The sequence below is a fragment of the Blastococcus sp. SYSU DS0619 genome (assembly GCF_054051035.1).
The window spans coordinates 1-17,275 of record NZ_JBJHAM010000004.1; the positions used below are offsets into that span (position 1 = coordinate 1).

16 protein-coding genes are annotated in these 17,275 nt (G+C 74.5%); 7 read left to right on the plus strand and 9 right to left on the minus strand.

Going from position 1 to position 17,275, the window contains the following annotated elements; genetic code table 11:
• Window positions 1-123: 123 nt before the first annotated feature.
• The 6 genes from ACI79T_RS06890 to ACI79T_RS06915 all read right to left on the minus strand — a co-directional run bounded on the left by ACI79T_RS06890 (window position 124) and on the right by ACI79T_RS06915 (window position 6,663).
• Window positions 124-1,365 carry an ABC transporter substrate-binding protein gene (locus ACI79T_RS06890; protein WP_456609307.1) on the minus strand — a complete coding sequence of 414 codons (1,242 nt, stop codon included), beginning with the start codon at window positions 1,363-1,365 and terminating at the stop codon, window positions 124-126.
• On the minus strand, window positions 1,362-2,600 hold the full coding sequence (locus tag ACI79T_RS06895) for a branched-chain amino acid ABC transporter permease (RefSeq protein WP_456609308.1): 1,239 nt from the start codon (window positions 2,598-2,600) through the stop codon (window positions 1,362-1,364). Before ACI79T_RS06895 ends, ACI79T_RS06890 begins: the two co-directional genes overlap by 4 nt.
• A complete protein-coding gene (locus ACI79T_RS06900) occupies window positions 2,593-3,483 on the minus strand; it encodes a branched-chain amino acid ABC transporter permease (protein ID WP_456609309.1) in 891 nt (296 codons plus the stop codon). Before ACI79T_RS06900 ends, ACI79T_RS06895 begins: the two co-directional genes overlap by 8 nt.
• Window positions 3,480-4,376, minus strand: a complete 897-nt coding sequence (locus tag ACI79T_RS06905) for an ABC transporter ATP-binding protein (RefSeq protein ID WP_456609310.1) — start codon at window positions 4,374-4,376, stop codon at window positions 3,480-3,482. The genes ACI79T_RS06900 and ACI79T_RS06905 overlap by 4 nt, the downstream gene beginning before the upstream one ends.
• Entirely contained in the window at window positions 4,373-5,164 is a 792-nt protein-coding gene (locus tag ACI79T_RS06910; RefSeq protein ID WP_456609311.1) for an ABC transporter ATP-binding protein, read from the minus strand. Before ACI79T_RS06910 ends, ACI79T_RS06905 begins: the two co-directional genes overlap by 4 nt.
• Before the next feature lie 248 nt (window positions 5,165-5,412).
• On the minus strand, window positions 5,413-6,663 hold the full coding sequence (locus tag ACI79T_RS06915; RefSeq protein ID WP_456609312.1) for a hypothetical protein: 1,251 nt from the start codon (window positions 6,661-6,663) through the stop codon (window positions 5,413-5,415).
• A 218-nt stretch (window positions 6,664-6,881) separates the two neighbouring features.
• On the opposite strand from ACI79T_RS06915, the gene ACI79T_RS06920 reads away from it, so the two are divergent.
• From ACI79T_RS06920 to ACI79T_RS06935, 4 genes are all read left to right on the plus strand, one after another.
• Complete coding sequence (locus ACI79T_RS06920; RefSeq protein ID WP_456609313.1) at window positions 6,882-7,991, plus strand: NAD(P)-binding domain-containing protein; 1,110 nt, start codon at window positions 6,882-6,884, stop codon at window positions 7,989-7,991.
• Between the two features lie 110 nt (window positions 7,992-8,101).
• A complete protein-coding gene (locus ACI79T_RS06925) occupies window positions 8,102-9,028 on the plus strand; it encodes an ABC transporter ATP-binding protein (RefSeq protein ID WP_456609314.1) in 927 nt (308 codons plus the stop codon).
• Window positions 9,025-9,867 carry an ABC transporter permease subunit gene (locus ACI79T_RS06930; RefSeq protein WP_456609315.1) on the plus strand — a complete coding sequence of 281 codons (843 nt, stop codon included), beginning with the start codon at window positions 9,025-9,027 and terminating at the stop codon, window positions 9,865-9,867. The genes ACI79T_RS06925 and ACI79T_RS06930 overlap by 4 nt, the downstream gene beginning before the upstream one ends.
• Before the next feature lie 136 nt (window positions 9,868-10,003).
• Window positions 10,004-10,345, plus strand: a complete 342-nt coding sequence (locus ACI79T_RS06935; protein ID WP_456609316.1) for a hypothetical protein — start codon at window positions 10,004-10,006, stop codon at window positions 10,343-10,345.
• Window positions 10,346-10,351: 6 nt separating this feature from the next.
• Here ACI79T_RS06935 and ACI79T_RS06940 read toward each other — a convergent pair whose 3' ends face one another.
• Window positions 10,352-11,503 (minus strand): MFS transporter, encoded by a 1,152-nt coding sequence (locus ACI79T_RS06940; protein ID WP_456609317.1) that lies wholly within the window; start codon window positions 11,501-11,503, stop codon window positions 10,352-10,354.
• 98 nt (window positions 11,504-11,601) lie between these two features.
• Here ACI79T_RS06940 and ACI79T_RS06945 point away from each other — a divergent pair, with 98 nt between their 5' ends.
• Complete coding sequence (locus ACI79T_RS06945) at window positions 11,602-12,150, plus strand: DUF488 domain-containing protein (protein ID WP_456609318.1); 549 nt, start codon at window positions 11,602-11,604, stop codon at window positions 12,148-12,150.
• A 125-nt stretch (window positions 12,151-12,275) separates the two neighbouring features.
• On the plus strand, window positions 12,276-13,277 hold the full coding sequence (locus ACI79T_RS06950) for a hypothetical protein (RefSeq protein WP_456609319.1): 1,002 nt from the start codon (window positions 12,276-12,278) through the stop codon (window positions 13,275-13,277).
• 101 nt (window positions 13,278-13,378) lie between these two features.
• On the opposite strand, the gene pruA is transcribed toward ACI79T_RS06950, so the two are convergent.
• The gene (pruA, locus tag ACI79T_RS06955; protein WP_456609320.1) at window positions 13,379-15,004 is read right to left on the minus strand and encodes an L-glutamate gamma-semialdehyde dehydrogenase; all 1,626 of its coding nucleotides are present in this window, start codon (window positions 15,002-15,004) and stop codon (window positions 13,379-13,381) included.
• A gap of 29 nt (window positions 15,005-15,033) precedes the next feature.
• Window positions 15,034-15,963 carry a proline dehydrogenase family protein gene (locus tag ACI79T_RS06960; protein WP_456609321.1) on the minus strand — a complete coding sequence of 310 codons (930 nt, stop codon included), beginning with the start codon at window positions 15,961-15,963 and terminating at the stop codon, window positions 15,034-15,036.
• Window positions 15,964-16,138: 175 nt separating this feature from the next.
• Here ACI79T_RS06960 and ACI79T_RS06965 point away from each other — a divergent pair, with 175 nt between their 5' ends.
• Entirely contained in the window at window positions 16,139-17,269 is a 1,131-nt protein-coding gene (locus ACI79T_RS06965; protein ID WP_456609322.1) for a PucR family transcriptional regulator, read from the plus strand.
• Window positions 17,270-17,275 lie beyond the last annotated feature (6 nt).

Sequence of the window (17,275 nt, forward strand, 5' to 3'; positions counted from 1 at the left end):
CCCCCCCCCCCCCCCCCCCCCCCCCCCCCCCCCCCCCCCCCCCCCCCCCCCCCCCCCCCCGCCCCCCCCCCCCCCCCCCCCCCCCCCCCCCCCCCCCCCCCCCCCCCCGCCGGTACCGCGGGGTCAGCCGGCGATGTCCGCCGAGAACTCGCCCTCGAAGGCGTCCTCGAGGACGGTGGCGCCGCCGGGCACGTCGGCCGGCTGGAGGACGAAGCTCTCCAGGCTGGGTGACGCGCCGACCTCGAAGCCGCGGATCGGCACGACGAGACCGCCGGTGTCGACCTCCTCGAGCTCCTGGAAGGCGGTCAGCACGCCCTCACGGGTGAGGTCGCCGTTCTCGCAGGCGGCGTCGAGCACCTGCTTCATCATCTCGCTCATGCCGAAGCCGACGACGACACCCAGGCTCGGGACGGCGTCGGGGTAGGCCTCCTGGTACTGCTGGAGCAGCTCCGGGTGGGCGTCGAACGACGACACCGGCGAGGCGACGTACAGGTGGGTCTTCAGCCACTCGGCGGCCGGGCCCTCCAGCAGGCCGGGCGCGAACACGGGGTTGCTGCCCAGGATGGGCACGTCCAGCCCCTGCGCCGCGGCGACCGTCGCCACCGAGGCCGTCTGCCCCGGCGCCACGGTGAGCGCGATGAGGTCGACACCGGCCGAGTTGAACTGGGTGATCTGCGCGCTCATGTCCTGGTCGGTCGCCTTGATCTGCGCCTCGATCACCTCCAGGCCCTTGGCCTCGGCGACGGCCCGGGTGCCCTCGACCCCGTTGGCGCCGTACTCGCCCTCGAAGTAGATGTGGCCGACGGTGTCGCCCTCCTGGAGGAGCCCCTCCCGGAACAGGTAGTCGTAGCCGTTGGCGATCTCGACGTCGTAGGTGGCGCCCACGACGCCCGTGCCCGGGATCTCGGTCAGCGTCTTCGACCAGGCCGAGGGGAAGTTGACGATCTGGTCGGACTCGTACTCCGGCGCCAGCGCAGTGTTGATCGGCGACCCGATCGTCTGCTGCATGGCCAGGATGCTGTCCTGCATCCCGCTGTAGAGCGCGACGCCCTGCTGCGGGACGTACCCGGTGTCCTGGACGTCGAGGGTGACGTCGTAGGTGTCGCAGACCTGGTTGTTCTCCCAGAACAGGCTGTTGGCGTTGGTGATGTCGTTGCCCAGCGCGGCGAAGACACCGGTCAGGTCGGTGAGCACGCCCAGGTTGATCGTCTCGCCCTCGACCCCGACGTCGGTGGCGACGTCGCCGGCGGCCGCTCCCCCGCCGCCGCCCGAGGACTCCGGCGCCTTGGTGCTGCAGCCGGTGGCGGCCAGGACGAGGCCGGCGGCCAGCATCGTCGCGCCGGTCGAACGCTTGCTGAGTCTCACGTGGTGCTCCCTTGGGCTGGTGGGTCGGACGGAGTGGGTTCGCTGGAACGGCTGGGTGTGTCGGGTGGGCGCTGGGTGACCCGTCCTCCCGGACGGCGGCGGAACCGGCCGAAGAGGCGGTTGGCGATGCCGGCGAGGCCGGCGGGCTCGAAGAGGATCACCAGGACGATGGCCAGGCCGAACAGGAACCGGGCCGCCTCACCGGCGGCCAGCCCCTCGCCCCGGCCCACGAAGGGGACCAGGTCGGCGTACCGCTGGAAGACCAGCGGCAGCGCGCTCACGAAGATCGCCCCGAGCACGGCCCCGTTCACCGAGCCGAGCCCGCCCAGGACGATCATGGCGAGGTACAGGATGGACAGCTCGAGGCCGAAGGACTCCGGCGCGATGCTCCCGATGCTCAAGGCGTACATCACCCCGGCCAGCCCGGCGTACATGGAGCTGACCAGGAAGATCCTGGCCTTGTAGCCCTGGACGTTGACGCCCATCACCGCCGCCGCGACCTCGCTGTCCCGCTGGGTCTGCAGGGCGCGGCCCGGGCGGCTGCGCAGCAGGTTGCGGGCGAACAGGTAGGCGGCCAGCGCCAGGACGAGCCCGAGGTACCAGAGCCGCTCCGCCTCCCGGAACGGCACGCCCAGCACGAACAGCTCGGGGTCGCGGTTGGCGAAGGTGAAGCCGAACAGCGAGAAGCTCGGTGCCGCCCGCCCGTTGAAGCCGCCGGTGACCTCGGTCCAGCTGTTGAGCACGTGGATGCCGATGAAGACCAGGGCCAGCGACGCCACACCGAGGTAGATCCCCCGCAGCCGGGCCGCGAGCGGGCTGAAGATCAGCCCCGCGAGGCCGGCCAGCAGCACCCCGACGATCATGCCGATGATCGGGGGCAGGCCCAGTCCGCCAAGCTCGGCGACGCCGAGGCCGCCCGGCTCGCCGGAGACGTAGACGTAGCTGACCGCCCCCACCGCGAGGAAGAAGGCGTGGGCGAGGGAGAGCTGGCCGCTGGTGCCCACGAGCAGGTTCAGGCCGATCGCGCCCACGATCGCGCCGAACGCGGCGAAACCCGTGCGCAGCCAGAACTCCTCCACGTACAGCGGCAGCGCCAGCAGCACCACCAGGAACGCGACCAGCAGCAGTGGCCGCAGCAACGACCGCAGCCGCGACTGGCCACCACCGGCCGGCGGCGCCGGGTCCACGCCCGACGGGTGCGCCCCCTGGGCCGCCGTCATCGTCGACTCAGACACGGGTCAGCTCCTTCGTCCCGAACAGCCCGGAGGGCCGGAACATGAGGACCGCGATCATCACGATGAACGGGACGACGGCGCTGAACCCGCGGCCCAGGAAGAGCAGCTGGTCCTGGTAGCCGGCCGCCATCGCCTCGGCGATGCCGATGAGAAGCCCGCCCACGAGCGCGCCCCCCGTCGAGTCGAGGCCGCCGAGGATCGCCGCCGGGAAGGCCCGCAGCGCGACGGCGTAGGCGGTCGGGCTGACGCCCGGGGTGGGCGAGCCGACGAGGAACAGCGCCGCGACGGCGGCGAGGACGCCGGCGACGACCCAGGCCAGGGCGGAGACCCGCCCCTGCCGGATGCCCATCAGCGCCGCGGTCTCGCCGTCCTCCGCCGAGGCGCGCATCGCGATGCCCCAGCTCGAGTACTTGAAGGCCGCGAAGAACGCCGCGATGAGGACCGCCGCGACGACGAAGGCGATCAACCGGTTCTGGCTGAGCCCGATGCTCCCCACCCGGAACGACTCACCACCCCACGGGTGCGGCACGTTGAGAATGTCCGAGCCGATCTGCCGGATCAGCTCGGTGAGGATGATGATGTCCACCCCGATGGTGACGATCGCCAGGCTGATCACCGCCGCCCCGCGGAGCCGGTTGATGATCAGCCGCTCGATGACGAACGCCGCGGCCGCGGTGATGAGGATGCCCACCACGACGGCCGGCAGGAACCCGATCGAGTCCGACAGCCGCGCGATGGAGTAGGCGCCCAGCAGCAGCAGCGAGCCGTGGGTGAAGCTCACGACTTCGCTGGACTTGAAGATGATCACGAAGCCGAGGGCGATGAGGGCGTAGAGCGCTCCGAGGGAGATCCCGTTCAGGAGCAGGGAGAGGAACTGCGTCACGAGGTCGCCCCAGGTGTGTCGGAGGGGTGGTGGTGAGCGGCGGCTTCGGCGGGGTCTTCCTCGTCACCGGAGCCGAGGTAGGCGCGGATCACCTCGGGGTCGGACTGCACCTCGGTGGGGGTGCCGTCGGCGATCCGGCGGCCGAAGTCGAGGACGGTGACGCGGTCGGCCAGTGACATGACCATCCCCATGTCGTGCTCGACGAGGACGACGGAGATCCCGAGCGCCGACCGGATCTCGAGGATGGCCTCGGCCATCCGGTCGGTCTCCTCGGCGTTCATGCCGGCCACCGGCTCGTCGAGCAGGAGCAGCCGCGGCTCCGTGCAGAGCGCCCGGGCCACCTCCACCCGCTTCTGGTCGCCGTAGGAGAGGACGCCGACGGGCGTGTGCAGCTTGTCGCCGAGCTCGAGGAAGTCGGCGATCTCGGCCACGCGGGCGCCGTGGATCTTCCCTTCCCGCGTCGCCCGCGGGAGCCGCAGACCGGCAGCGAGGAAACCGGCCTTGGTCAGGTGGTGGCGGCCCAGCATCAGGTTCTCCGCCACCGACTGGCTGCCGGAGAGGGCGATGTTCTGGAACGCCCGGGCCACTCCGATGCCGGCGATCTGGTGCGGCCGCATCTGGTCCAGCCGGTGCTCACCGAACCGCACCTGGCCCTCGGCGGCCTTGTAGACGCCCGAGAGGACGTTGAACATCGTCGACTTGCCTGCGCCGTTGGGCCCGATGATCGCGTGGATCGAGCCGGGCACGACCGTGAAGGAGACCTCCGACAGGGCGTTGATCGCCCCGAACCGGACGCTCACGTCGTCGACCTCGACCGGTGGGATGTCCGAGCGGGTCTCCGAGCGGGTGTCCGACCCGGCGGCGTGCGCCCCGGCGGCGCGCGGGGCGGTCATGCCGTCCACCGGGAGAGCTTCTTGCCCGAGGGCACGCGCACCCGCGGCCCGCCGGAGTCGCCGCCGTCGTGGCCGAGGTACAGCCGCTGCACCTCGTCGGTCTGGGCCAGCTGCCGGGCGTCACCGGAGAGGGACACCTCGCCGACGTCGAGCACGTAGGCGAGATCGGCGACCCCGAGCGCCATCGTCGCGTTCTGCTCGACGAGCAGGACCGAGGTCCCCTGCCGGTTGATCTCGGCGACCACCTCGCCGATCTGGCCGATGATGCGGGGGGCCAGCCCCAGCGACGGCTCGTCGAGCAGGAGCAGCTTCGGGCTGGCCATCAGCGCCCGGCCGATGGCGAGCATCTGCTGCTCGCCGCCGGACAGCAGCGCTCCGCGTTGCGAGCTGCGCTCCTTGAGCACGGGGAACATGTCGTAGACGCGCTCCTGCGCCTTCGCCTTGGCCGCCTTGTCCCGGTTGCCCATGCCGCCGGCCCGGAGGTTCTCCTCCACGGTGAGGCGGCCGAAGATGCGGCGTCCCTCGGGCACCTGCACCAGCCCCAGCCGGACGGCCTGGGCCGGGTCGCGGGAGGTGAGATCGGTGCCGTCGAAGTCGACGGTGCCGGACTCCACCTTGCCGCGGTGCAGCCGCAGCGTGCCCGAGATGGTGCGCAGCAGCGTGGTCTTCCCGGCGCCGTTGCTGCCCAGGACGGCGACGACCTTGCCGTCGGGCACCTCCATGGACACCCCCCGCACGGCCTGGACGGCGCCGCCGTACGTCACGTGCAGGGAGTCGATCGTCAGCACGGGCGGCTCTCCCGGCCGGCGCCGGCTGCCCACAGCTGGGCGGGACGAGGGCGAGGTGCGCCGACGGTCGTCACGAGACCGCCCGGCCCACGGCGGACCGCTGGGACCTGCGGCCCCCGGAACGTCGAAGTAGTGATCTGGCACACATGAGCGGTGACTCTAGGGGTAGATCACGCGCAATCGGCAAGCAGAACGGTCACGGATCGATCACCTTGCGGCGGTCAGCTCCGTTCCGGAAAGCGCACCCGTCAGGCGCGCACGAGCTCCTCGATCTCCACCCGGATGCCGTCGAGCGCGGCGACGGCGCGCCGCCGGGCCTGCTCGGGGGTCTCCCCGACCGCGATGACGTGCCCGACGTGCTCCCCGCTGCAGGTCGGCGGTGCGGTCGCGCTGCCCACGTCGGCGAAGACCTCCGCCGCGAGCAGCCCCGCGATCCTCCCGACCTGCCGGACGCCCGAGACCGCGCGCACCCGGCCGGCGGTGTGCGCGGACAGGTGCATGAGCGTCGCCGCCCCGACGGTCGGCACGACGGCGCCCGCGGGCTCACCGAGCAGCCGCGCCACCGCCAGGTCGGCGGTGTCCACGCCGCTCACCTGTTCGACGCAGGCACGGGCACCGGCGGGGGCGAGCCGCGGGTGCAGCGCGGCGAACCGCGGGCCGGCCGGCCCCAGGACGAACTCCAGGTGGAACGGCCCGGCGTCGTACCCGAGGGCGGCCAGCCACGCGCCGACGTGCTCGGCGGCGTCCGCGCACGGCGCCCCGGCGGTCGCCGTGCGGGCGAGCTCGGTGAGGTGCGGCGGCGGGGCCATGATCAGCTCGGACCAGGCGAGGACGACGGGACCCCGCTCGTCGACGAAGCCGTCCGCGGCGTACCGCCGGCCGGGGACGCGCTCCTCCACGAGCAGCCGGTGCCGGGGACGCCCGTCGCGCCCGGAGGAGACGCGGGCGCGGTGCCGCGCCGCGAGCGCCCGCAGCTCGGCGTCGTCGGCGACCAGGCCGGCGGCGCAGCCCGCCCCGGCGTCGACCGGCCGGACCACGCACGGGTAGCCGACGGGCGAGGTGGCCGCCGCCCCGGCCGCGATCTCGGCCCAGGCGATGTCGGCCACGCCGGCCGTCGCGAGAGCGGTGCGCACCGCGACCGCATCGGAGGCGAGCGCCGCCGAGCCCGGCGTGGGACCGCGCAACCCCAGCAGCCGGGCGGCGGCGGCAGCCGGGCCGGCGAAGCCGTCGACGGGGCTCGTGACCGCCGCGACCTCCCCGCCCAGCGACCGCGCCGCGGCGACGATCGCCGCCGGGTCCGCGGTGTCGCAAGGCACCCACCGGTCCACCGGCCAGTCGATTCCGTCCGCGCCCTGGCGCGAGCCCCGGGTCAGCACCGCGGTCCGCAGGCCCCGCCGTCCGGCCCGGTCCAGCAGCCCCGGCCCCGGGCCGTCCAACCGCTCCCCCGCCCCGAACTCGGGCCGGGCCGCTCCCCGGGGCTCGTCCAGCTCGACGGTCACGAACCACGCCTCGTCCGGTTCCGGTGCTCGCGCGGCCGGTTCGTGTGCGCTGGGCCTCGGCATGGTCACGGTCCCCCGTCGTCGTCGATCGAGCGGCCGCACCATACCGGCCGGTCGGTTTCCAGGGAACGGGTACCGGCGGGTCCGCCGGGTCTCCGCGTCGACAGCCCCTCCCGACGGCCGGGAACGCCTGGTCTCCGCGGCGGGTTGGTGCGGAGGTGACCGGTACGCCCCTCCCCCGCGACGTCGACGTCGTCGTGGTCGGCGCGGGCCAGGCCGGGCTGTCGACCGCCTGGGCCCTGGCCCGGCAGGGGTTCGAGCGAGGCACCGGCTTCGTGGTGCTCGACGGGGAGCCCGCTCCCGGCGGGGCCTGGCGGCACCGATGGCCCTCGCTCACCCTGGGCACCACCCACCGGGTGCACGACCTCCCCGGCCTGCCCTTCGACGGCTCCGACAGGTCGCGGCCGGCCGTCGAGACCGTCCCCGCCTACTTCGCCGGGTACGAACGCCGCTTCGACCTGCCCGTCCTCCGCCCGGTGCGGGTCACCGCCGTGCGGCGCACCGACGACGACCGCTTCTCCGTGGAGACCGATCGCGGCAGCTGGACCGCGCGCGCGGTCGTGAACGCCACCGGCACCTGGACCCGTCCGTTCGTCCCGCGGTACCCCGGGCAGGAACTCTTCCGCGGCCGGCAGCTGCACACCGTCGACTACCGGTCCGCCGAGGAGTTCCGCGGCCGGCACGTCGTCGTCGTGGGCGGCGGCGCTTCGGCCACCCAGCTGCTCGCCGAGATCTCCCGCGTGACCTCCACGACGTGGGTCACCCGCCGCCCGCCCGACTTCCGCGAGGGACCGTTCGACGCGGAGGCCGGCCGCGAGGTCGTCGCGAAGGTCGAGCAGGCGGTGCGCGCCGGACGACGCCCGGGCAGCGTCGTCGGGCTGACCGGGCTGCTGGTCTCCACCCCGTACGTGCGCGAGGGCCTGGAGCGGGGTGTCCTCGAGCGGCTGCCGATGTTCGACCGGATCACCGCCGACGGCGTCGCGTGGGACGCCGCGGACGGGCAGGAGGCCCGCTTCCAGCCCGCCGACGTGATCCTGTGGGCCACCGGCTTCCGCGCGGCGGTCGGCCACCTCGCCCCGCTGCGGCTGCGCGGACCAGGTGAGGGCTTCCGCATGGACGGCACGCAGGTCGCCGGAGAGCCCCGGCTGCACCTGGTCGGCTACGGCCCCTCGGCCAGCACGATCGGCGCGAACCGGGCCGGCCAGGCTGCCGCCCGGGCGCTGCGCCGCGAGCTCCGGCCGGGGACTCCCCTGCCCCGCGACGCCTGACGTCCTCGGGGACGGATCAGGGTCGGGTCAGGGCGCTCCCCGATGTCGCCGGGACTCCGGCGCCGACAGGCTTGCCGCATGACCCTCCGACCGCTCCCGGGAGCCCCGCGATGATCGAGGCGCAGGAGCTCACCAAGAAGTACGGCGACCGCACCGCGGTCGACGCCGTCTCGTTCACCGTCCACCCCGGCCGGGTCACCGGCTTCCTCGGCCCCAACGGCGCCGGCAAGTCGACGACCATGCGCATGCTCCTGGGGCTGGACCGGCCGACCGCGGGCAGCATCACCGTCAACGGCCGCAGCTACACCGACTTCCCCGCCCCGCTGCGGCAGGTCGGCGCCCTGCTGGAGGCCCGGGCACTGCACCCGGGCCGCTCCGCCCGCGACCACCTGCGCTGGATGGCCGCGAGCAACGGGCTGCCGGTGCGCCGCGTCGACGAGGTCCTCGACCTGGTCGGGCTCACCGACGTCGCCGGGCAGCGGGTGGGGCGCTTCTCCCTCGGCATGGGCCAGCGCCTCGGCATCGCCGTCGCCCTCCTGGGCGACCCGCCGGTCGTCGTCCTCGACGAGCCGGTCAACGGCCTGGACCCGGAAGGCATCCGCTGGGTGCGCACGCTCACCCGGGACCTGGCCGCCGAGGGCCGCACGGTGTTCCTGTCCAGCCACCTCATGAGCGAGATGGCGCTGACCGCCGACCACCTGGTGGTCATCGGGCGAGGCCGCGTGCTGGCCGACTGCTCGATGCCCGACTTCATCGCCGAGCACGCGGCCTCCTACGTGCGGGTGCGCAGCCCCCAGCGGGCCGAGGTGGCCGAGCTGCTGCGCCGCGACGGCGCCGAGGTCGGCGTGGTCGACGACGAGCTGCGCGTGCAGGGGCGCGATGCGGCCGGCATCGGGGAGCTGGTCGGCCGGCAGGGGCTCCTCCTCCACGAGCTCACCCTGGTCAGCTCCTCCCTCGAGGACGCCTTCATGACCCTCACCGCCGCCAGCGTCGAGTACACCGCTCGCGACCGGACCCCCGCAGGAGCCACCCGATGACCGGAACCCTGAGCACGCCGGTGCCCGACACCGTCGCCCTGGACCCGAACCGGCACGTACCCGGCGTCCGGGACCCCGGCTTCGCGCAGACCCTGCGCGCGGAGTGGATCAAGTTCTGGACGGTGCGCTCGACACCGTGGTCCATCGGCGCACTGGTCGTCCTGGGCGCCGGCCTGACCGTGCTGGTGTGCGCGGTCAGCGCGCAGGACCTCGCCGACGGCAGCGCCGGTGACGCCCCAGCCGCATTCATCACCTGGGGCATGACGGTCGCGCAGATCACCGCCATCGTCCTGGGCGCGCTGGTGGTCACCGGCGAGTACGGCACCGGCATGATCCGCGCGACCCTGACGGCCACCCCGCGCCGCGGCAGGGTGCTCGCGGCGAAGACCGTCGTGCTCACCGGCACCCTGTTCGTCGTCGGCACGGTCACCGCGGCGCTCGGTTACCTGGGCGGGAACTGGTTCCTCGAGCGGGAGGGCATCGGCCTGGCGCTCGGCGACGACGGCGTCCTCCGGTCGCTGCTCGGCAGCGGGCTCTACATGGCCGGCATCGGCCTGTTCGCGGCCGCCGTCGGGCTGCTCGTCCGGCACACCGCCGCGGCGCTGTCGATCGTGCTGGCCCTGCTGCTGGTGGTCGGCAACATGGTGATGCTGCTGCCCGGCGCCTGGGGCGAGTGGGCCACCAAGCTGATGCCCGGCAACGCGGGCTCGGTGGTCGCCACCCCGGTCTCGTTCAACCCGAACCTGCTCGAGCCGTGGACCGGCTTCGCGGTGTTCTGCGCCGAGGTCGCCGCAGTCCTCGCGGTGGGTTACCTGGTCCTCCGCCGCCGCGACGCCTGATGACGGCTTCGGGAGCATCGCAGCGAGCGCCGGCGAGCGAGGAGCGGACCGGAGCGCGGAATCAGGCCATGGGCAACGCCTGAGTTGTCCACACCCCGCTGTGCCCCGGCCCCGGCGGCCGGGGCACAGTGGTGCGGTGACCACGCCCGACCCGGCCGCCGAGGGCCGCCGCCGCGCCGACGAACTGCTCACCGCGCTGACCGCGTCCGACGACGCCGCCGCCGACCGGCTGCTCGGCGGGCTGACCGAGATCCGCGACCTCGTCTTCGTGGGCGCGGGGCTGACCGCCGTCGCCCGGGCCGAGGGGCGCGCGCTGCCCGCCGCGCAGCGGGCGCAGGCCAGCACCCGGCAGCTGAAGCTCGGTCAGCTGCGCGACGCCAACCGGGACGACCCCGAGGGGCTGCGGACCTGGCTGCGGCGGTCGGGCGAGGAGGTCCTCTTCATCCGGTCGCTGCACGCTGCGGCCCGCTCCCGCTGACCGGTCTCAGCCCCGGGTGACCGAGGGGCGCGCGGCGACCCGGGCGAGCGGCAGCACGGCGCTCAGCACGACGGCCGACAGCACCAGGGTCCAGGGCAGGCCGACGGCGCCGAAGGCGAAGCCGAGGAGCAGCGCCCCGGCCCCCGTGCCGGCGTCGAACGAGGCGTTCCACAGCGCGCTGGCCGTCGTCGTCCCCCGTTCCCCGGCCCGGGCGAACGCCCGCAGCAGGGTCAGGTTCTGCACGCCGCCGAACCCGGCGCCGAACAGGGTCGCGCCCAGGAGCACCCACACCGGTCCCCACCACAGGCCCGCGCCGACGACCGCCAGCCCGGCTGCGGCGACCAGCAGCGACAGGGGCAGCAGCAGTCGCGTGCCCAGCCGGTCGGCGAGCACGCCGGCGCGCCACCGGGTCACCGCGCCGGCCAGCCCCCACAGCAGCAGGGCGACGGTGGCCAGCCGGCCGTCGGGGCGGTCGATGGGCAGGAACGTGAGGAAGCCGCCGCCGGCCGTGGTCACCACGAACAGCACCAGCGACGGCGCCAGGGCGGCGCGCAGCGCGGCGCGCGTGTTGCCGGCCGGCCCGCGCTCCTCGCGGGTGTCCACGGAGCGCAGCAGCAGCGGCAGGAAGAACAAGCCGAGCACCGGCGACGCCGCCAGCCAGGACAGCCAGCCGACGTGCCCCCCGAGCACGAGGGCGACCCCGACCGGGACGGCCACCATGTTGGGCAGCGCGATGGCCAGCCCGTACAGCCCGATCGACTCGCCGCGCTGCTCCGGCGGTGCCACCCGGGCGGCGAGAGTGGCGCCGAGGACCGTGATCACCGCGAACCCGGCGCCCCGCACGGCCGACAGCGCGGCGATCGTGCCCACGCCGTCGTCGAGCGCGTAGAAGGGCGCCGGCAGCCCGAGCGCCAGCAGGCCGCCGGCGAACACCGGGCCGATGCCGAACCGCGCCGTCAGGCCGGGGACCAGGCCCTGGGCGGCGATGGTGACCCCGAGGAAGACGGCGGTGACCACCCCGGCGGTGCTCTCCGGGGCGCCCCCGGCCACCGCGTAGGTCGGCAGGGACGCCAGCGTCAGGAAGTAGCTGACGAACCCCAGGGCCGTGACACCGACCAGCGCCTGGACCCCGCGTGACCGCCAGAGGGGGGCCTGCACCTCCACCGCTCGCCCGCCTCCGCCGTTCCGTCGTCGTCCCGTGCTCGTCGAGCATGACCGCTGCGGCGTCGAGGGATGCGCTCGGGTAGGCAGGAGGGGTGCCGCTGCTGACCGTGGGCCACGGCCCGGAGGACCGCGACCGACTCGGCGCCCGCCTGACCGGTGCCGGTGTGGAGGTGATCGTCGACGTGCGCCGCTTCCCCGGCAGCCGGAACAACCCCGACGTCCGGCGGGACGCCCTGGAGCAGTGGCTCCCGGCCGCGGGCATCGGCTACCGGTGGGAGGAGCGCCTGGGCGGTCGCCGCCGGCTGCCACCCGGCGAGCCGGTGACCGACGACTGGTGGACCGTCGCCCAGTTCGCCGCCTACGCCGCGCACACCCGCACGCCGGAGTTCGCCGCCGCATTGGACGAGGTGCTCGGCGAGGCGGCCGGCGCGACCGTGGCGGTGATGTGCAGCGAGAGCGTCTGGTGGCGGTGCCACCGGCGGCTGGTCGCCGACGTCGCCGTGCTCGCCCGGGGCGCCGCCGTCGCGCACCTGATGCCCGACCGCCGCGTCAGCCCCCACCGGCCGGCCGCCGGCGCCGTGCTCGCCGACGACGGCCTCGTCCACTGGCCCGCGCTCCCCGATGTTGATCAGGTGACCTGATCGTTCCGGGTCCTGGCTCAGCGTCGACCGTGAGCCAGGACCCCACGAGGTGAGCCAGGACGACGGTTGTCCACAGGTTCGTCATACGCCGCTGGCCGCGCTCGCGAAGCCGTGAGACTTCCCCGGTGCACCCGCTGCTCCGGATCCGCGCCGACCAGCGCCTCGGCGTCTTCACCAGCCAGGAGGCTGTGGCCGCCGGCTACTCGGTCGACGACGTCCGCACGGCGCTGCGGACGCGCCGGTGGACGCGGCTGCGCAAGGGCGTCTACACGGAGTCCGCCCGGCTGGCCGCGGCGAGCGAGGTCGACCGACACCTGATGGCCGGCATCGCCGTCCTCCTCAGCCTGGATCCCGGCCCGGTGCTCAGCCACGCGTCCGCCGCCAGACGGCACGGGCTGCTGGTACCGGCGGCCGCGGGCGCCGACGTGCGGGTCACCACGGTCGACCAGTGGCGCGCCGGCCGCGGCTACCGGGTGGCCCGTGCCCGACTGCCCGACGCGGACGTCGTCCCCTGGATTGCGCCGTTCGCGACCACTTCTGCTTCTCGGACCCTGATCGACTGCGGTCGGGAATGGTCCCTGCTGGACACGGTGATCGCCCTGGACGCGGCGCTGCACGAACGCCGTGTACGCCGCTCGGAGTTGCTGCTCGCCGTGCACGCCGCCCGCCACCGCACGGGAGCCTCCCGGGCGGCACGCGCCGTCGGTCTCAGCGACGGACGGGCCGAGTCGCCCCTGGAGACCGAGGGACGGTTGGCGCTGTTGGCCGCCGGCCTCCCCCAGCCCGAGCTCCAGGTCGATCTGCATGACGCGCACGGGTTCGTCGCCCGCCTGGACGCGTGGTACGAGGAGGCGGCCGTGGCGATCGAGTTCGACGGTCAGGTGAAGTACCGCGACCCGTACCAGGGGCGCTCTCCGCACGACGTCCTGTGGGAGGAGAAGCGCCGGGAGGACCGCGTCCGCCGCCTCGACGTCCGGGTGGTGCGGCTCGCCAAGGCCGACCTGGGCGGTGCGTGGCCGAGGACGGTCGCCGACCTGACCCGGATGCTCCGGACGCCGTACGCGGAGGCGCGCCGGTTCACCGTCGTCCGTCGTCCGGAGCCGGGGTCCGGGCCCGACGCCGCCTGAGCGCCGCCTTCCTGGCTCACCTCCTGTGGTCCTGGCTCACGTCCGGTCGTGAGCCAGGACCCGGAACGATCAGGTCACCTGATCAACACGGGGAGAAGGGGTCAGCCCATGTGCGGGTAGCGGTGGTCGGTCGGGGCGGCGAAGGTCTCCTTGATCGACCGGCTACTGGTCCAGCGCAGCAGGTTCTGCGGGGCGCCGGCCTTGTCGTTGGTGCCCGACGCCCGCCCGCCGCCGAAGGGTTGCTGGCCGACGACGGCGCCGGTCGGCTTGTCGTTGACGTAGAAGTTGCCCGCCGCGTGCCGCAGGAACTGCTGCGCGTGCGCGATCGCCGCCCGGTCCTGGGCGATCACGGCACCGGTGAGCGCGTACGGCGCCGCGGACTCCATCTGCGTCAGCACCGCGTCGTAGTCGGCGTCGTCGTAGACGTGCACCGCCAGCACCGGCCCGAAGTACTCGGTGGTGAAGACCTCGTGGCCGGGGTCGGTGCCCTCGATGATCGTCGGGCGGACGAAGAAGCCCTCGCTGTCGTCCACCGTCCCGCCGGCGACGATGGACAGCGCCGGATCGTCGTCGACCCGGTCCAGGACGCCGGACAGCTTCGAGAAGGACCTCCGGTCGATGACCGCGCCCATGAAGTTCGAGAAGTCGGTGACGTCGCCCATCTCCAGCGACTCGGTGGTCGCGACGAGGTCGTCCCGCAGCCGCGCCCACACCGACCGAGGGACGTAGGCGCGGGAGGCCGCCGAGCACTTCTGGCCCTGGTACTCGAAGGCGCCGCGGACCAGCGCGGTGCGCAGCACGTCGACGTCGGCCGAGGAGTGGGCGACGACGAAGTCCTTGCCGCCGGTCTCCCCGACGATCCGCGGGTAGCCGCGGTAGTTCGCGATGTTCTCCCCCACGGTGCGCCACAGGTGCTGGAACACCGGCGTCGAGCCGGTGAAGTGGATGCCGGCGAGGTCGCGGTCGGTCAGGGCGACCTCGGAGACCGCGACGCCGTCGCCGGTGACGAGGTTGATGACGCCCGGCGGCAGACCGGCCTCCTCGAGCAGCCGCATGAGGAAGTGCGCGGCGAACTGCTGGGTGGGGGCGGGCTTCCAGACGACGGTGTTGCCCATCAGGGCCGGCGCGGTGGGCAGGTTGCCCGCGATCGCGGTGAAGTTGAACGGGGTGATCGCGTAGACGAACCCCTCGAGCGGCCGGTGGTCGGTGCGGTTCCAGACGCCGGGCGAGGACTCCGGCTGCTCGGCGAGGATCTGCCGCGCGAAGTGGACGTTGAAGCGCCAGAAGTCGATCAGCTCGCAGGCGCTGTCGATCTCCGCCTGCTGCGCGGTCTTGCTCTGGCCGAGCATCGTGGCCGCGTTGAGGGTCTGCCGCCACGGGCCGGCGAGCAGGTCGGCCGCCCGGAGGAACACCGCGGCCCGGTCGTCGAAGGAGAGGTCCTGCCAGGCCGGCGCCGCCTCCTTGGCGCACCGGACGGCGTCCTGCGCGTCGCCGTGCGTGGCGTGCGCCGCGGTGCCGAGGACGGCGGCGTGCCGGTGCGGCTGCACGACGTCGAACCGCTGGCCGGCGGCCATCCGCTGCCGGCCGCCGATCGTGCTGGTCAGCTCGACCGGTGCGGCGGCGAGCTCGGTCAGCCGGGCCTGGAGCTGGTCGCGCTCCGGGGTGCCGGGGGCATAGGTGAGCACCGGCTCGTTGACCGGGGCGGGGACACGGGTGACGGCGTCCATGGGGGACCTCGTTTCAGGACTCGGTGGGCTCAGGACCTGGTGAGCACGGAACGGAGGAAGAAGGTGACGTTGGCCGGGCGCTCGGCCAGCCGGCGCATGAAGTAGCCGTACCAGTCGGCGCCGTAGGGCACGTAGGCCCGGACGCGGGTGCCCGCGGTGGCCAGCCGGCGCTGCTCGTCGGGGCGGATGCCGTAGAGCATCTGCACCTCCCAGCTGTCCGCGGCCCGCGAGTGCTGCGCCGCCAGCTCGTGCGCCCGCTGCAGCATCGCCGGGTCGTGCGAGCCGACCATGGGGTACCCCGGCCCGCTCATCAGGATCTCCAGGCACCGGGCGTAGGCGGCGTCGACGTCGCTCCGTTTCCGGTGCGCCACGGCCGGGGGCTCGTCGTAGGCGCCCTTCACCAGCCGCACGCGCGAGCCCGTGACGGCCAGGGCCTTGGCGTCGTCCTCCGTGCGCAGGAGCATCGCCTGCAGGACGGCGCCGGTCCGCGGGTGCTCCTTGCGCAGCTCGGCGACCGTGGCGAGGGTGGCGTCGACCGTGCGGTGGTCCTCCATGTCGAGGGTGACCGTCGTGCCGGCGGCCGAGGCCGCCTCGACGACCGGGCGGACCAGTTCGAGGGCGAGGTCGTGCCCGTCGGGCAGCGCCTGGCCGAATGCCGACAGCTTGACCGAGACCTCGGCGGCGGGTCCGAGGCCCAAGGGGGCCAGCGCCTCGAGCGCGCCCAGGTAGGCGTCGCGGCTGCGCCGGGCCTGCGTCCGGTCGGTGACGTCCTCGCCGAGGTGGTCGAGGGTCACCGCGATCCCGTCGGGGGTCAGCGAGCGGACGGCGGCCAGCGCGTCGTCCAGCGACTCCCCGGCGACGAACCGGTCGACCACCCGGCGGGTGGCCGGGGTACCGGTCACCGCCCGCCGGAGGGCGGGCCGGCGGGAGGCGGCGAGCAGGGCGTTGGAGAGCAGCACGTGACCTCCCGGAGCGGACGACGCCGACACGCAGAACGCTAGGCACGTCCACCCCTCCGGGCCAGGGACAGATGTCCGGAGTTCCAGGATCTGCTCTCATACACCTGTATGAACGAGCGTCCGCGGAAACGCCGGCCTGGGTTTCCGCGGAGCAGCGGGAGGCGAGGGGACGGCGGTGCGCGACGACCTGCAGGAACTGGTCGACCAGGTCTCCCGCGTGCTCGCGGCGCCGGCGACGCTCGAGGACGCCGGGTTCACCCTGCTGGCCTTCTGCGCCCACGACGACAGCGGCGCCGATCCGATGGACGCCGTCCGGACCCGCTCGATCCTGACCCGGGGATCCGCGCCGGAGACCCGCCGCTGGTTCGAGGACTTCGGCATCGCCTCGGCTACCAGGCCGCTGCGGACACCCGCCGACCCGGCCGCCGGCATCCTCACCCGGCTGGTGATCCCGGTGCGCTCCGGCGACCGCACCCGGGGCTACCTGTGGCTGCTCGACGACGGCCGGATCGACCCCCACGACGACGGCGACCCGGCCCTGCGCCGGGCACTGGAACTGGCCGCGGTCGCGGGCGGGCTGCTCGCCGGCCGCCCGGCCGACGACCTGGGCGGGGCGCTCGCCGACGCCCTGACCGGCCGGCCCGGCGCGCGGGCCCAGGCGGCGCGCCGGTTGGGCGAGCGGCTGGCCGACGACGGCGCGCAGGTGCTGGTCGCCGTCTGCCCGGCGGGCGGCGCGCTCCCCCCGGGGTGGCGGCTGCCGTCGGCCGGCGCGGTGGCCGGGATCGTCGACGACGGGGCCGCCGTCCTCGTGCCGCTGCCGACGGCGACCGACCTCCGCCCGGCCGGCGCGCTCACCGCGGCGTCGCTGGCCGCGCTGCCGGCGGGCAGCACCGCCGGGGTGTCGTCGGTCCGCCGCGGCACCGGGGCGCTGGCCGACCAGTGGTCCGAGGCCCTCGCCGCGGCCCGGGTGGCCGCGGTGGTCGAACGGTTCTCCCCCGTCGCCCACTGGGGCGAGCTCGGTGGGTGGCGGCTGGCCGCCGCGCTGCCGGGGCCGGACCCGGCGATCCGCCCGCTCCTGGCCGACCCGGTGCTGAGCGCGACGGCGGAAGCCTTCCTCGACTGCGCCGGCAGCGCCGTCCGCACGGCCGCGGCGATGCGCATCCACCGGCAGACGCTGTACTACCGGCTGGGTCGGATCGCCGCGCTGACCGGCCTGGACCTCGCCGACGGCGACGCCCGCCTGCTCCTGCACGCCGGGCTGCGTGCGGCGCGGCTGGCCGGCGGATCCTGGGCTCACCGCCCCTGATTCCTG